We start from the raw sequence: 14,214 nt of genomic DNA, 5'->3' as shown, positions 1-14,214 counted from the left end.
AAGCCGGATGGTCTATGCCGGGCTGCAATGAGTCCGGGATCTGTTTCTGAAGAATCCGTCCGCGATGCCGGCGGTGCCCTTGGCACGCTGGCCACACGCATTGTCGAAGCGCCCTGTCTCCCGCAGCGGGACCAGAGCCTCGCCCGGCTCGACGACTGGACAGCCGGGCTTGAGCTGGCGTCCGACCGCGATGCGCTGCACGAGATCTTCGCCGCGTCGCCCATGACGCGCGACCTGATCGCCGGGCTGCTCGATTATTCTCCTTACCTGACAGATCTCGTGCGGGCCGATCCCGGCCGCCTCACGCGCTTGCTGCGCGCCAATCCTGAAAGCCATATCGAAGCGCTGCTGACCAATGTCGTCGATGCCCTGTCCGGCATGGCGGACGAGGCGGAGGCCATGCAGTTCCTCCGCCGCACCAAGGCGGAAGCGGCCTTGCTGATTGCGATCGCCGATATCGGCGGGGTGTGGCCGGTGCTGCAGGTGACGCGCGCGCTCACCGATCTTGCGGATCGCATGGTGCAGGGCGCCGTTCGTTTCCTGCTGAACGAGGCCGTGCGGCGTGGCCGGCTGACGCCGGCCGACCCCGGGCATCCGGAACGCGGCTCCGGCTATATCGTCCTCGCGATGGGCAAGATGGGTGCGTTCGAGCTCAACTATTCGAGCGATATCGACCTCATCGTGTTCTACGACCCTGAGGCGCCCGCGATCCCGGCGGATTCCGAACCCTCCGCTCTCTATATCCGCGTCACGCGTGGGCTGGTGAAGCTCCTGCAGGAGCGCACGCCGGACGGCTATGTATTCCGCGTCGATCTGCGGCTGCGGCCCGACCCGGCATCGACGCAGGTTGCGATCTCGGTCCCGGCCGGGCTCGATTACTACGAGCATCGCGGCCAGAACTGGGAACGCTCGGCGATGATCAAGGCGCGACCCTGCGCCGGCGACATCGAGGCGGGCGAAAAGCTGCTGAAGGCGCTGTCGCCGTTCGTCTGGCGCAAATACATGGATTTCGCTGCGCTCGCGGACATCCATGCGATGAAGCGGCAGATCCACGCCTATCGCGGGCACGGCGAGATCGCCGTTGCGGGACACAACATCAAGCTCGGCCGTGGCGGCATCCGCGAAATCGAATTCTTCGTACAAACCCAGCAATTGATCGCGGGCGGACGCCATCCGGAGCTGCGCGATCTTCGCACGCTGACAACGCTGGCTGCGCTCGCGGACGGGCAATGGGTCAGCGGGCTGGCGCAACGTGAACTCGAGGCCGCCTATCTGTTCCTGCGTCGCGCTGAACACCGGCTGCAGATGACTGCGGATGAGCAGACGCATACGCTGCCGTCCGACGAGGCGGAGCTTCTGACTTTCGCGCGCTTTCTTGGCTACGATTCGACCGAGGCCTTCTCGGACGTGCTGCTCCTGCATTTGCGCAACGTGCAGCAGCATTATTCGCGGCTGTTCGAACCTGTGGTTCAGGCCCCGGAAGCGGTGCTGCAATTCCCCGAAGGCGAAGACAGCCGCGACACGCTCGATCGTCTCGCCGCGATGGGCTTCCGCAACCCGCTGGAAATATCGGCGCTGGTGCGCAACTGGCTGAACGGACGTTATCCCGCGTTGCGCAGCGAATTTGCCCGTTCGCAGCTTCGTCTGCTGACCCCCAGTCTGATTGAGCAGCTCGCGCGCAGCGAAAATCGCGAACAGGCGGTGCTGGCATTCGACCGGTTCCTGTCCGGGCTGCACGCGACCGGCGGCGCCCGACTGATTTCCCTCCTTCTGCAAAATCCCGACCTGCTGGCACTTGTTGCGCTGATGCTCGGCACCGCGCCCAGGCTCGCCGACATTCTCTCGCATCAGCCGCAGGTGATGGACGCGCTGATCGATCCGGCCTTCTTCGGCGCCCTGCCGAATGCCGAGACGCTCGCAAGCGAACTGGCGCGATCGCTGGACCAGTCGGTGTCCTACGAAGACAGGCTCGACCGGCTTCGGCTGTTCGGTCAGGAGCACATGTTCCTGATCGGCGTGCGCATCCTGTCAGGCACGGTCTCGGCGGAGCAGGCAGGCGAGGCATTCGCCCGACTTGCCGACGTGATCATCCGCGCGCTGCATGCGCAGGTCGAGACCATGTTCGCGCAGAGTTACGGGCGCATCCGGGAACAGAAGACCGCGCTGCTCGCACTCGGCAAGCTCGGCGGCCGTGAAATGACCGCAAGTTCGGACCTCGACCTCATCCTCGTTTACGATTTCGACGACGAGCATCCAGAATCGGACGGCGAGCGGCCGCTCTACGGTGCGCAATATTTTGCGCGCCTGACAAAGCGGCTTGTCTCGGCGCTGACCTCGCAGACCAATTATGGCGCGCTCTATCACGTCGATATGCGGCTGCGGCCGTCCGGCCGCTCCGGGCCTGTCGCCACCAAGCTGGATTCGTTTCGCGACTATCAGATGAACGAAGCCTGGACCTGGGAGCACATGGCGCTGACGCGTGCGCGCGTGGTGTCCGCATCGCAAGGTTTCGGCGAGAAGGTCGGGGAGATGATCCGGTCGGTCCTCGCGCAGCCGCGTGACGCCGGCACGATTGCCGGCGACGCTTACGAGATGCGAATGGCGATCGCGACCGAGCGCGGCGAGGCCGACCGCTGGGACCTGAAATATGCCGCCGGCGGTCTCATCGATATCGAGTTCATCGCGCAATATCTGCAGCTTGTTCATGCCGACGCGCATCCGGACATTCTCGATCCGTCGACGGCGCGTGTGCTGGAGCGCGCGGCCAGACTGGGGCTCCTCTCGGCGGAGGATTCCGAAGTGCTGCGCCCGGCGGTGCATCTCTACCAAAATCTCAGTCAGATCCTGCGGCTTTGTCTGTCGGGTCCGTTCGATCCAAAGAAGACCGACCCCGGCTTGTTGCGGCTGCTCGCGCGGGCGGCCGACGTGCCCGACTTTGCGACACTCGATGCGCATGTGGCGGAAACGCAGGAACGCGTTCGCAAGCGTTTCGAAGCGCTGCTCGGACCGGGCGAATAGGCGCGTCAGTCAGTCCGACGGGGTGAACACCTCATTCACAGCGGCAGCATCTGTTGCGCGTCGTCGCTCTCTTGCGCGATCGTCCCCTTGATCGGGAGACGCACGATCACCGTCGTGCCGCGGCCCGGCGTCGAGCGGATGTGCATCTTGCCGCCATGCAGGGCGACCAGCGATTTTGCGATCGCAAGCCCAAGACCCGAACCATGATGGACCTTGGTGAGCTGGCTCTCGACCTGCTCGAACGGGCGGCCAAGCCGCTGCAGCGCGTCTTTCGCAATTCCGATGCCGGTGTCGCTGATCGCGATCGAGACGCAGCCGCCGGCACGCCGCCCGCGGACCGCGACGCGGCCGCCGGAACCGGTGAACTTCACTGCATTCGACAGAAGGTTCAGCGCGATCTGCTTCAGGGCGCGGCGATCCGCATATACCGAAAGCGACGGCGAAATGCGGGACGACAGCGTCAGTCCCTTTTCCTCGGCCCGCGTCGCCACGACACGCAGCGAGTCCGACAGGATGTCGTCCAGCACCACATGCTCGGGCTCGAGCTTCATGCGTCCGGCTTCGATCTTCGACATGTCGAGCACGTCGTTGATGACGTCGAGCAGGTATTGGCCGCTGCGGTGAATGTCGCGGCAATATTCGTGATACTTGTCGACCCCGAGCTTGCCGAACATGCCTTTCTCCATGATCTCGGAGAAGCCGATGATGGCGTTGAGCGGGGTCCGCAATTCGTGGCTCATGTTGGCCAGGAACTTGGATTTGGCCTGGTTGGCTTCCTCGGCGCGGGTCTTTTCCGCGGCGTATTTCTCGGCGAGCTCCTGCAATTGCTGCTTGGACTGGCGCAGGTCTTCGATGGTCGCGAGCAGGCGGGTCTCGCTGCTCTTCAGCTTGCGCTCCTGCTGCTTCAACCGCGTGATGTTGGTGCCGACGGAAACGTAGCCGCCATCCTTGGTGCGCCGTTCGCTGAACAGCCAATGGCCGTCGTCGAGTTGCGCTTCGAACGAGCGCGCACCCGGCAGGTCCGGGCCGACCATGGACACGTTGCCGAGTTGCAGGTTCTCGCGGCCGGCGGCGAGGACGCTTTCGTAGGTCGCTCCCGGCGTCACGAGGTCGTCCGGCAGCTTGTGCAGCTCCTGGAAATTCGAGTTGCACAGCACGAGCCGGTTGTCCGAATCCCACAGCACGAAAGCTTCCGGGATGGTTTCGATCGCGTCGCGCAGGCGCATGTCGGCTGCGGTGGTGCGCTCGACCAGGGTTCGTTGCTCGGTCACGTCAACGGCGATGCCGATCAGGTGCAGGCCGGGCTCGCCGCGCTGACGCACCACCTCACAGCGGACGCGCAGCCACACCCATCGGCCGTTCGCATGAAGCATGCGGAATTCATGGTCGATGGCGTTGAGGCGGGAATCCGCGACCTGCGTCGCGAGGCTGTAGAGATCGATGTCGTCCGGGTGCACATACTTGTTGATTTCGCCGAACGTCATCAGTTCGTCGCGGGCTTCGAGGCCGAGAATGGCGAACATCGAGTGCGACCAGAAGATACGCCCGCGCGCGAGGTCCCAATCCCACAGGCCGCAGCGACCGCGGTTGAGGGCGGTATCGATCCTGCTGCGCACGGTGTCGTAGATCATGTCCGCTTCGCGTGCGCGCGTCGCCTGCCAGTGGAAGGCGAAGCCGAGGATCAGCAGCACGAAGCCGGTGGTGGCGGACAGCGTCACGGTCAGCGCGGTATCGGACCGCCATGATGCAAGTGCGTCGGCGCGGCGCTGATAGATCGCGAGCTGTCCGAGCGGTTCATCCATGGTGCGGATCGCGGCAAGCGCGCGGCTGCCGTTCGCCAGCGTGATGTCCATCACGCCCGCATCGGCGCCGAGGATCGTGAGCGGATTGTCTCCCAGCACGTCGCTGAGGCGGCGTCCGGTGAGGCCGGCGACATTTGGCGCTGCGGCGATGATCATGCCGTCGGGATTGGTGACGAGGATCTGTCGACCGCTCGCGGTGGTGCGCGGCGTGCGCGCCATGTCGAGTTCGGTCTGCACGCGCCGCCACACATTGGCGCGGTCGCCCTTGAGCGGACGTTCGAGCCGCTGCGCCAGCACTTCGGCGATGGTCTCGATGTCCTTCGTCGCCTCGGTCAGCGCGTTGCGGCGATGATCCAGCACCTGAACGAAAGCGCCGATCGCGATCGTGAACAGAAATGCGATAATGAGAGCGGGCACTGCGCGCCGCAACGCAGGCTCGGCGGTGAGAAGACGTCTGTATGCCGGCTTCGCGATCGACTGCGCCAACCCCTTGATGGAATCGGAACGCGCGGACGCGTGCGCTACCTCGGCGCGCGCCATGAAAACTCCCCCGTGTCGGATTGTAGTCGCCCTACACAACCCATGACCGGGAGGATGTGCCGCATCGCGTCCCGAATCGAGATTGATAAGAATCGATGCAGGGTGATTTGTCGAGAGTCCGGGGAGTCAAGTTCGTAAAAAAAGTACTAACATTTTACGATTGTCGTCCGGACGCGCGCAGGGCGAGTCCGGACGAGATCGGGACAACCTTACGCGGGTGCGAGAGCGCGGTTCACGATGTCGCTCACGTCGGCGGACAGCGTCGATGCCGTCGAGATCTTGCGCAATGCAGCTTCGGCTTTTCCGCGCCGCACACGCTCGAGCGCACGCCAGGACCGGAATGCTGTAGCCAGCCGCGCTGCGACCTGCGAGTTCTTGGTATCGAGCACCAGCACGGCATCCGCGACGAAGTCGTAGCCTGCACCATCGGCGCGATTGAACTGCGTCGCGTTGCCGTGAGCGAAGGAACCGATCAGCGCCCGCACGCGGTTCGGGTTGTTCATCGAGAAAGCCGGATGCGAGGTGAGGGCGCGGACGCGGTCGAGCGTGCTCGCCTCGGGGATCATGGCCTGCAGCCCGAGCCACTTGTCGATGATGAGCGGGTCGGACTCGTAGCGCTTGCCGAAATCCTCCAGCGCTTCCGCACGCTCCGGCCTGTCATGCAGCGACAGCGTCGCCAGCGCGGCCATCCGATCGGTCATGTTGTTCGCCTGCCGGTACTGCGTCATGGCGCGGGCAATTGCGGCGGGCTGACCGGTGGCGGCGAGGAGATCGAGCGACGTGTTGCGCAAGGCGCGGCGGCCAGCACTCGCTGCGTCGGGGCTGTAGGGCGCCGTGTCTGTGAGCTTTTCGTAGGTTGTGGCAAGTGCGCTCTCAAGCGCGTTTCCGATTTCGGATCGCAAATGCGCGCGTGCCGCAAAATTCGCGGCCGGGTCCACATCGCGGCCGACCTCGCGGGCGATGTCGGCTTCCGTCGGCATCGAGAGCGCCAGGGCTACGAATGCCGGCTCAAGCCGCGTGTCGGCCAGGATAGCGGCAAGCGCCGCCATGAGACCCTCGTCGGAGTCGAGAGGCTTTCCTGCGCGCACGTGACCGACATTCCTGAGAAGCAGCCGTGTTGCGAGCGTTTGCACCGCCTGCCAGCGGTTGAACGCATCGCTGTCGTACGCGGCGAGGCGACGCAGGTCGTCGGCCGACAGGTTGGCGGTGAGCTTGATCGGTGCGGAGAATTCCCGATTGATCGAGAGCACGGGGCGTTCGGTGACGCCTTCGTAGACGATCGTTTCAGATCGCCCGGTCAGTGTGTGGATGTCGGACGCGGCCTTGCCATCTGTCACCAGCGGCAGGTCCGCACCGGTCGCGCCGACCAGACCAAGCTTCAGCGGGATCACCATCGGCTGTTTCACCGGCTGGCCCGGTGTGGGCGAGAGCGATTGCGTCAGATGCAGCGTGTAGGTCTTCTTTCCGGAATCGTACTGGCCGTCCGCCACAACTTCCGGCGTACCGGCCTGCGAGTACCAGAGCATGAACTGCGACAGATCGCGACCCGACACATCGGCGAAACACTGGACGAACTGCTCGATGGTCGCCGCCTCGCCGTCATGCCGGTCGAAATAGAGGTCCATTCCCTTGCGGAAATCGGCGGCTCCGAGCAGCACGCGGATCATGCGCACGACCTCGGCACCCTTCTCGTAGATCGTGGTCGTGTAGAAGTTGTTGATCTCGTGATAGAGCTCGGGGCGCACCGGATGCGCGAGCGGGCCGGCATCCTCGACGAACTGGTGCGCGCGCAGATTTCGCACATCGCCAATTCGCTCCACCGCGCGCGAACGCATGTCGGCGGAAAATTCCTGGTCGCGATAGACCGTCAGGCCTTCCTTCAGACAAAGCTGGAACCAGTCTCGGCAGGTGATGCGGTTGCCGGTCCAGTTGTGGAAATACTCGTGCGCGATGATCGCCTCGATTGCCGCGAAATCTCCGTCGACCGCCGTATCGGGCGAGGCCAGCACGTAGCGATCGTTGAAGACATTGAGGCCCTTGTTCTCCATCGCCCCCATGTTGAAGTCGGAAACCGCGACGATCATGAAGATGTCGAGGTCGTATTCGCGGCCGAAGGCTTCCTCGTCCCAGCGCATGGAGCGTTTCAGCGCATCCATCGCATAGCCGCAGCGATTTTCCTTTCCGGGTTCGACGTAGATCCGGAGCGTCACCTTGCGCCCGGACATCGTGATGAATTCATCCTCGACGCAGGCGAGCGTTCCGCCCACCATCGCGAACAGATACGACGGCTTCGGGAACGGATCATGCCAGACCGCATAGTGACGGCCTGCAGGCAGCTCGCCGCTCTCGATCAGGTTGCCGTTCGCCAGCAGGACGGGCGCCTGCGCCTTGTCGGCCTCGATCCGCGTTGTGTAGACCGCCATCACGTCGGGACGGTCAGGGAAATAGGTGATGCGCCGGAAGCCTTCGGCTTCGCATTGCGTGCAGTAGGTGTTGCTCGATCGGTAGAGGCCCATCAGCTGCGTGTTGGCTGACGGATCGACCACGGTCTCGATGGTCAGTGTGAACGGCCGCTGCGGCGCCTGCGTGATGGTCAGACGGTCCGGGGTCGCGGCATAGGCCGCTTCCGGCAGCGGGCGGCCATCGACCAGAATGGACGTAAGCGTCAGTCCGTCGCCGTCCAGGACGATCGGGGCGGGGGCGCTTTCAGGATTGGGCCGCAGATGCAGTTCGGACTTCACCCGGCTGGCGGTCGGGTGCAGCGAGACATCAAGCCGCACCTCGTCAACCAGCCAGTCTGGCGCACGGTAATCCTGAAGGCGGACGGGGCGGGCCTGTTCGGTGCGCATGAACGGGGTATTTCCTTCGATCAGGTGAAAATCGGAATTGGTGAATGTGTACCAGCTCGTGACCTCCATATCCGGATTTTCTGTGACCTGATAGAAAGGACCCCAGCCGGCGGTTGCCGGACACAAAAAATTGGGAGGACTTCATGCCGAAGATTTTGGCGGCGCTGGCGGCAGCGGCCGCGGTCACATTTGCATCGTCCGGCGCGTCGGCGCAGCAGGGCTATCCGAACCAGCTGGTCAGAATCGTTGTGCCGTTTTCGGCCGGCAGCGCCACCGATCTGCTCGCACGCGCGGTGGCGGACAAACTCGGCGAGAAATGGAAGCAGCAGGTTATCGTCGAGAACCGTCCGGGCATCGCCGGCACGGCGACAGTCGCGAAAAGTCCGGCGGACGGTTACACGCTGATGCTCACCTCGAACGGTCATACCGTCGCGGGCGTGCTCAACAAGAATCTGCAATTCGATCCGGTGAAGGACTTTGCCGGGATCACGCCGGTGGCCTCGGTACCGCTCGTCCTGATCGTCAACCCTGAATTGCCGACCAGGACGCTGAAGGAATTCATCGAGCTTGCGAAGTCGAAACCCGGCACCCTGAATTTCGCCTCGCCGGGCCTCGGCTCCACGACGTTCATCGCGGGCGCGCTGTTCAAGGACGCAACCAAGCTCGATCTCGTGCATGTCCCGTACAAGGGCGCGCCGGAAGCCAACATGAGCGTCGTGCGCGGCGACGCGCAGATGTATTTCACGCCCGCCAGCACCGCCGTCGAACTCGTGCAGACCGGCAAGGTGCGCGCGCTCGGCGTTGCAACCGACAAGCGCGTCGCGTCGATGCCCGATGTACCGACCATGAAGGAAGCCGGTCTTCCGGGCTTCACCTATGAATCGTGGTTCGGGCTGATGGCTCCGGCCGGCACGCCGGCAGCGATCATCGAAAAGATCAACAAGGACACGATCGATGCCCTGCAGGACAAGGCGCTGCAGGATCGCATGGCGAAGCAGGGTGGTGTCGTGGTGGTGACGTCGACCCCCAAGCAGTTCGACGAAACCATCAAGACCGACACTGCGCGCTATTCTAAAATCTTCCAGGATGCGGGGATCGCGGCGAAGTAACGCCGGCTACCGCGCATTCGCGACCAAATCTCGTCGACGCGCCGGACCGCAGCTGCGGTCCGGCGTATTTATGCGCGCCTTTCTGGACTTATTTCAATCTGGAACTCTCCTAAATCATTGTGTTTGCGGGGCGATTTTTTCTTGGATAGTCAGGGCACCTGATGTCCAGCACGGCCGAAACGGCACAAAAGCCCTCCCGCATGAAGTCCAAACTGACGCTCGGCAGCCGGGCCTTCTGGCTGCGCCAGATGCGTCAATGGCACTGGATCAGTGCCGCCGTCTGTCTGATCGGCATGCTGTTGTTCGCGGTGACCGGGATCACCCTGAACCACGCCGGCCGGATTGAGTCGAAACCCGTTGTGAGCGAGCGAACCGCGACCATGCCGGCGCCGCTTGTCGAAGCGCTGACCAGCCTTGCGCCGCAAGGCAAGGCGCTTGTGCCCGATCAGGTCGCGGCGTGGACCTCGATGGCGCTCCGCATCGACATCGGCGGACGCGAGGCGGAGCTGTCGCCCGGCGAAGTCTATATCGCGCTGCCGCGTCCGGGCGGCGATGCGTGGCTCAGCCTTGACCGCAAGACCGGAGAGGCGCGCTACGAACTCACCGATCGCGGCTGGATTTCGTATCTCAACGATCTGCACAAGGGGCGCAATACGGGCGCCGCCTGGTCGCTGTTCATCGACGTCTTCGCGGTGGCCTGCATCGTGTTCTGCGTCACGGGTCTCGTGCTGATGCAGCTGCTCGCGCATGCGCGCCCGTCCACCTGGCCGCTGGTCGGGCTCGGCCTTCTCATTCCTGCGCTGATTGCGCTTGCCTTCATTCATTGAGGACTGACATGCGGACCTTTGTAACCCTTTCGATGACCGGCGCGCTGGCGGCGCCTGCTTTCGCGGCCGAGATGACGGTCAGCGTCGAAATCCCGCGTCTCAACGTCGCCGAATATCACCGGCCTTATGTTGCGATCTGGCTGGAGAAACCGGACCAGTCCTTCGTCGGCAATCTCGCGGTCTGGTACGACCTCAAGCTGAAAGACAACGAAGGCACGAAGTGGCTGAAGGACATGCGCCAATGGTGGCGCAAGTCCGGGCGCGAACTGTCGATGCCGGTGGATGGCCTGTCGAGCGCGACGCGCGCACCGGGCGAGCACAAGATCAGCATCCCGCTCGACAAGGGCCCGGTGAAGGATCTTGCTGCCGGCGAATATCACCTTGTGGTCGAGGCCGCGCGCGAAGTCGGCGGTCGCGAGATGCTGCGTGTCCCGTTCCGCTGGCCGGCGACCGACGCCCATAACCCGAAAGTCAAAGGCGAGCACGAACTCGGGCTCGTCGCGCTCGAAGTGAAACCGTAACAAAGGCATCCGCCATGAAATTCTCGCGCACCTGTCTCGTCGTCGCGTTGTGTCTCGGTCTGCCGCTTACCGCGCAGGCGCATCGCTCATGGATGCTCCCGTCCGCCACCGTTCTGTCCGGCGACGATGTGTGGGTGACCGTCGATGCCGCAGTCTCGAACGATCTGTTCTATTTCGAGCACTTCCCGCTGCGTCTTGCCAATATCGGTTCGCAGGAGACGAGCGGTCCCCGCGGCGGCCGTCCCGCCGTCCTGACGATCTCGGCGCCCGACGGTTCAAAGGTCGAGCCGCAGAATGGCAGCGTCGGACGCTATCGTTCGACGTTCGATGTGCCGCTCAAGCAGAAGGGCACCTACAAGCTCGCTGTCGTCAACGACGGCATCTTCGCAAGCTACAAGGACGGGGCGCAGACGAAGCGCTGGCGCGGCAGCGCGGAGGACTTCGCGAAGGAGGTGCCGCAGAACGCGCAGGATCTGCGCGCGTCCTTCAATCAGAGCCGCATGGAGGTGTTCGTCACCGCCGGCAAGCCGACGACCGAGACCTTGAAGACCGTCGGATCCGGCCTCGAGCTTGCCCCGATCACGCACCCGAACGATCTCGTGGTGGGCACCGACGCGACCTTCCGCATGCTGCTCGACGGCAAGCCCGCGCCCAATCTCAAGGTGACGGTCATTCCCGGTGGTAACCGCTATCGCGACAAGCTCGGCGAGATGACGCTCACGACCGATGCCGAGGGCAAGTTCACCGTGAAGTGGCCGGAGCCCGGCATGTACTGGATGGAAGCTGTCGTGCAGGACGACAATTCCCCGGCCAAAGAAGTGAAGCGCCGCCGCGCCGCATACATCGCGACCCTGGAAGTGCTGCCGCAGTAGAAGGCTGCTGCGCCATGCGGCGCGTTCTTGTTCCGAGTCACGTACCCGATCTTGCGCCGCTCGTACCGCGAGCGGCGCAAATCGTTTCGCTGACCGGTGAAGCGATGGGGACGACCTGGTCAGTCAGGCTCGTCGGACCGGCAGGTCTCGACGAACGCCCCGTTCGCGGCCTGATCGAGGACAGGCTCGCGCTCGTTGTCAGGCAGATGAGCCAGTGGGAATCGGGCTCGGACCTGAGCCGGTTCAATCGCGCCGTGGCCGGTAGCTCGCATGTGCTGCCCGACGCATTCTTCCATGTGCTGCGTTGTGCGCTCGGCATCGCGTGCGACACCAACGGCGCCTATGACCCCACGATGGGTGCGCTGTCAGAACTCTGGGGCTTCGGTGCGGGCGGCCCGCGCACCGACATTCCGAGCGAAGCCGAGGTCGCTTCCGCGCGCGAACGGGTCGGATGGACGACGCTTGCAATCGACCGCGAGCGCAGGACCGCGACACAGCCCGGCGGGTTACAACTCGATCTGTCGTCGATCGCCAAGGGCTACGCTGTCGATCTTGTCTCGGACGCGCTCACGCTGCGCGGCTTCCGGGATCACCTTGTCGAGATCGGTGGCGAATTGCGGGGCTCCGGAACGAAGCCGGATCAATCGCCCTGGTGGGTTGCCCTTGAGGATGCCGACGGCGGGGAGGGCGACATGATCGTTGCCCTGCACGGCATTTCGGTGGCGACGTCCGGGGACGCGCGACGCTTCATCGTTGCGGATGGCCGCAAGTATTCGCACACGCTCGATCCGCGGACCGGTTGGCCAATTCCCGACGCGCTCGCAAGCGTGACGGTGTTCGACCGGTCCTGCATGCGCGCGGACGCGCTTGCAACCGCGCTTTCCGTGCTGGGCGCTGAAGACGGATATGCCTTTGCCGCGGCGCGCAACATTGCGGCGCGGTTTCTCCTGCGTACGCCGGAAGGCGTCAACGAAAGCATGACGCCGGCTTTTGCAGACATGCTCGGATGATCAGCGCCGTCTGAAGCCGACATAGCCGCCATCGGCATCGTACAGCACATCGAAGCCGTTCAGCAGATGGAAGCTCGTATTGACGAATGTGCGGTTGTCCGCGACGCGCAGGTGATTGCCTTCGGGCGCGAGCAGGGAATCGCCGCCGACCGTGAACCGGTAGAGATGGAAGCCGGCACCGGGACCGCCGACGTCAATCGAAACCTCGGTGCCGGGTGCGAGCGATCCGGTCTGACCCTGAGTCTGCGCGGGCGGGAGCGTGATGAACATCGTCGAGACGCCGGTATCCATCAGCATCGATCCGCAGGCCGGCGGTGTCTGGCCGTTGATGGCGATGCACGCGGGCAGCGGCGCCCAATCCGGCTTGTCGGCAGCGCGCTGCAGCTTGATGTAGCGGAAGTCGCCGAGCGTATTCGCCGGCGTCAGACCGATATGCACGCCCTCCGGCGACAGGATGTAGCCGCGCCGGCGTTCGTCGGTGCGCCCCGCGATGCGCAGCAGCGGATTCTTGTCTGGCGTGCTTTGACTCTGGTGATCGCCTTCGCGTGCGAAGCCCACACCGACCATGGCGATGCCGGACGGATCGTCATGCGGCGTGCAATGCCGCGCATTCTCCCAGCATTCCACGCGCGTGACCGCGAGCACCGGCATCGGTTCGGTCTCGATACGTCCGCCGTCGCGCCCGACAAGAGCGACGCGCGTTATCACCCATTGCCCGATCATCACACGGCCGGAGCTGGAATAGGTCAGGCGGCCTTCGCCGATGGATTGCAGGGAGTTGAAATCCGGAATGTAGCGGGCCGCAACCACGATGCCGGTCGATCCGGAATCGAGCACGGCGTTGAGTGTCCGTTCGCCGAAGGCGAGGCCGATCCGCGGTACGGCGGCGATAGGACCTTCTTGCGCATTCAGGTAGCGAAGGAAGCGGCCCTCGCGATAGCCCTCATAGTTTGGTGGTGCATCCTGCGCGATGGCGGACTGGGTCGTCAGCGCCGTCAGTCCGGCGAGAACGGCAAGGCGCATGCGAGAGGCGATGGACGGCACGGGAACTTTCCGGGCTGCGAGGGTGAGGCAGGCGCACCCTAGCAGCGGCGTTTACAAAGTCCGTTCCGCAAATGCTTCGACTTGTAACGAACAGGCGTGTTTGTCAGGCCACGCGTGACCGCGATATGGATCGCGACACGGCCGGTTCGGAGACGCGCACAGGTTCCATCGCCTGTTCGCGCGCCTGCTTCGAAGCCTCGAAGCCGTCCATGCCGAGTTGCCACTGGATGGCGATGACCGCACCCTTGGTCGGCTGCAGCAATGCCAGCGAGGTCAGAAGGGTCAGCGGCAACCAGATCAGCGCATGCACCCAATAGGCCGGTGCGTAAGCCGTCTCGACCGCGAGCACCAGCGGCACGATGGCATGGCCGACAACAACGATGACCAGATAGGCCGGGAAATCGTCGGCCCGGTGATGATGGAACTCTTCGCCGCAAGCCTCGCAGCGGTCGACCGCCTTCAGGAAGCGCCCGAACAACGACCCCTGGCCGCAATGCGGACACTTGCCGCGAAAGCCGCGCCACATCGCCTGTGCGAGAGTGACAGTGGTCTGGTTGTTCATGGGCGGACCCCTTGCAGAACTACGATCCATACAATAGTCATTTGTATGGAAACATGAAGG

10 protein-coding genes are annotated in these 14,214 nt (G+C 64.0%); 6 read left to right on the top strand and 4 right to left on the bottom strand.

Going from position 1 to position 14,214, the window contains the following annotated elements; all coding sequences use genetic code 11:
• Nucleotides 1-27: 27 nt before the first annotated feature.
• A complete protein-coding gene (locus VNZ93_RS15760; RefSeq protein WP_325706980.1) occupies nucleotides 28-3,018 on the top strand; it encodes a bifunctional [glutamine synthetase] adenylyltransferase/[glutamine synthetase]-adenylyl-L-tyrosine phosphorylase in 2,991 nt (996 codons plus the stop codon).
• A 35-nt stretch (nucleotides 3,019-3,053) separates the two neighbouring features.
• Here the strand turns inward: VNZ93_RS15760 and VNZ93_RS15755 are convergent, their stop codons facing one another.
• Entirely contained in the window at nucleotides 3,054-5,360 is a 2,307-nt protein-coding gene (locus VNZ93_RS15755; protein WP_325706977.1) for an ATP-binding protein, read from the bottom strand.
• Between the two features lie 209 nt (nucleotides 5,361-5,569).
• Nucleotides 5,570-8,209, bottom strand: coding sequence for an aminopeptidase N (pepN, locus tag VNZ93_RS15750; RefSeq protein WP_325707024.1), 2,640 nt, complete (start codon nucleotides 8,207-8,209; stop codon nucleotides 5,570-5,572).
• A 143-nt stretch (nucleotides 8,210-8,352) separates the two neighbouring features.
• On the opposite strand from pepN, the gene VNZ93_RS15745 reads away from it, so the two are divergent.
• From VNZ93_RS15745 to VNZ93_RS15725, 5 genes are all read left to right on the top strand, one after another.
• The gene (locus VNZ93_RS15745; protein ID WP_325706975.1) at nucleotides 8,353-9,318 is read left to right on the top strand and encodes a tripartite tricarboxylate transporter substrate binding protein; all 966 of its coding nucleotides are present in this window, start codon (nucleotides 8,353-8,355) and stop codon (nucleotides 9,316-9,318) included.
• Nucleotides 9,319-9,518: 200 nt separating this feature from the next.
• Nucleotides 9,519-10,145 carry a PepSY-associated TM helix domain-containing protein gene (locus tag VNZ93_RS15740; protein ID WP_325706972.1) on the top strand — a complete coding sequence of 209 codons (627 nt, stop codon included), beginning with the start codon at nucleotides 9,519-9,521 and terminating at the stop codon, nucleotides 10,143-10,145.
• 8 nt (nucleotides 10,146-10,153) lie between these two features.
• Nucleotides 10,154-10,666, top strand: coding sequence for a DUF2271 domain-containing protein (locus VNZ93_RS15735; protein WP_325706969.1), 513 nt, complete (start codon nucleotides 10,154-10,156; stop codon nucleotides 10,664-10,666).
• A gap of 14 nt (nucleotides 10,667-10,680) precedes the next feature.
• On the top strand, nucleotides 10,681-11,538 hold the full coding sequence (locus VNZ93_RS15730; protein ID WP_325706967.1) for a DUF4198 domain-containing protein: 858 nt from the start codon (nucleotides 10,681-10,683) through the stop codon (nucleotides 11,536-11,538).
• Between the two features lie 14 nt (nucleotides 11,539-11,552).
• On the top strand, nucleotides 11,553-12,548 hold the full coding sequence (locus tag VNZ93_RS15725) for an FAD:protein FMN transferase (protein WP_325706964.1): 996 nt from the start codon (nucleotides 11,553-11,555) through the stop codon (nucleotides 12,546-12,548).
• Here the strand turns inward: VNZ93_RS15725 and VNZ93_RS15720 are convergent, their stop codons facing one another.
• Nucleotides 12,549-13,592: a hypothetical protein gene (locus VNZ93_RS15720; protein WP_325706962.1), complete on the bottom strand. Its 1,044-nt coding sequence runs from the start codon at nucleotides 13,590-13,592 to the stop codon at nucleotides 12,549-12,551.
• A 103-nt stretch (nucleotides 13,593-13,695) separates the two neighbouring features.
• Complete coding sequence (locus VNZ93_RS15715; protein WP_325706959.1) at nucleotides 13,696-14,154, bottom strand: DUF983 domain-containing protein; 459 nt, start codon at nucleotides 14,152-14,154, stop codon at nucleotides 13,696-13,698.
• Nucleotides 14,155-14,214: the final 60 nt, after the last annotated feature.

The organism is Pseudorhodoplanes sp., from assembly GCF_035565795.1.
Classification (GTDB): Bacteria; Pseudomonadota; Alphaproteobacteria; order Rhizobiales; family Xanthobacteraceae; genus Pseudorhodoplanes.
Note: the sequence above shows the minus strand (reverse complement) of the source record. Positions and strands in the feature narration are given on the sequence as shown.

Excerpts from the sequence above, each read along its gene's own strand:
- VNZ93_RS15760 (WP_325706980.1), top strand. The coding sequence starts at position 28 with ATGAGTCCGGGATCTGTTTCTGAAGAATCCGTCCGCGATGCCGGCGGT.
- VNZ93_RS15725 (WP_325706964.1), top strand. The coding sequence starts at position 11,553 with ATGCGGCGCGTTCTTGTTCCGAGTCACGTACCCGATCTTGCGCCGCTC.
- VNZ93_RS15730 (WP_325706967.1), top strand. The coding sequence starts at position 10,681 with ATGAAATTCTCGCGCACCTGTCTCGTCGTCGCGTTGTGTCTCGGTCTG.
- VNZ93_RS15735 (WP_325706969.1), top strand. The coding sequence starts at position 10,154 with ATGCGGACCTTTGTAACCCTTTCGATGACCGGCGCGCTGGCGGCGCCT.
- VNZ93_RS15715 (WP_325706959.1), bottom strand. The coding sequence starts at position 14,154 with ATGAACAACCAGACCACTGTCACTCTCGCACAGGCGATGTGGCGCGGC.
- VNZ93_RS15755 (WP_325706977.1), bottom strand. The coding sequence starts at position 5,360 with ATGGCGCGCGCCGAGGTAGCGCACGCGTCCGCGCGTTCCGATTCCATC.
- VNZ93_RS15745 (WP_325706975.1), top strand. The coding sequence starts at position 8,353 with ATGCCGAAGATTTTGGCGGCGCTGGCGGCAGCGGCCGCGGTCACATTT.
- pepN (WP_325707024.1), bottom strand. The coding sequence starts at position 8,209 with ATGCGCACCGAACAGGCCCGCCCCGTCCGCCTTCAGGATTACCGTGCG.
- VNZ93_RS15740 (WP_325706972.1), top strand. The coding sequence starts at position 9,519 with ATGAAGTCCAAACTGACGCTCGGCAGCCGGGCCTTCTGGCTGCGCCAG.